Source organism: Gilvimarinus gilvus (assembly GCF_030518155.1).
In the GTDB taxonomy this organism is placed as follows: domain Bacteria; phylum Pseudomonadota; class Gammaproteobacteria; order Pseudomonadales; family Cellvibrionaceae; genus Gilvimarinus; species Gilvimarinus gilvus.
Genome location: NZ_JAULRU010000359.1, coordinates 1 through 325, shown reverse-complemented (window position 1 = coordinate 325; position 325 = coordinate 1). Strand labels below are relative to the sequence as shown.

1 protein-coding gene is annotated in these 325 nt (G+C 45.8%); it reads right to left on the bottom strand.

Features of this window, described 5'->3' with window-relative positions; translation table 11 throughout:
• Window positions 1-325: hypothetical protein (locus QWI17_RS06075; RefSeq protein ID WP_302721628.1), on the bottom strand; the 325-nt coding region annotated here is incomplete at both ends.

Genomic DNA, 325 nt, shown 5'->3' with positions numbered 1-325 from the left:
CCTCAGTCATAAACCGCCCGCCATCAGTGGTCAGAACTCGATTTGTCGGCAGAGCCTTTTCGAGCTTCTCAAGTGCTTCAATATAATTTAAGCTTCCATCCACCCCGCTTTTAGCCGGAGTAGCCGGATGCTTATTGAGGGAGAAAGGTTCCAGTTCACGGGTAAATTCACTGGGTGGAATCTCCGCTTCATCCAACCAGAAAATAATATTTTCAGCAGTTAGCTTCGCATCGGCCGCCAACGCGACGGTAGGATGAAAGTTTTTACTGATTTCGGTGATATCTTGATTAATTTGAATGATGCGTTTGTCTTTAACCAGCTTTCC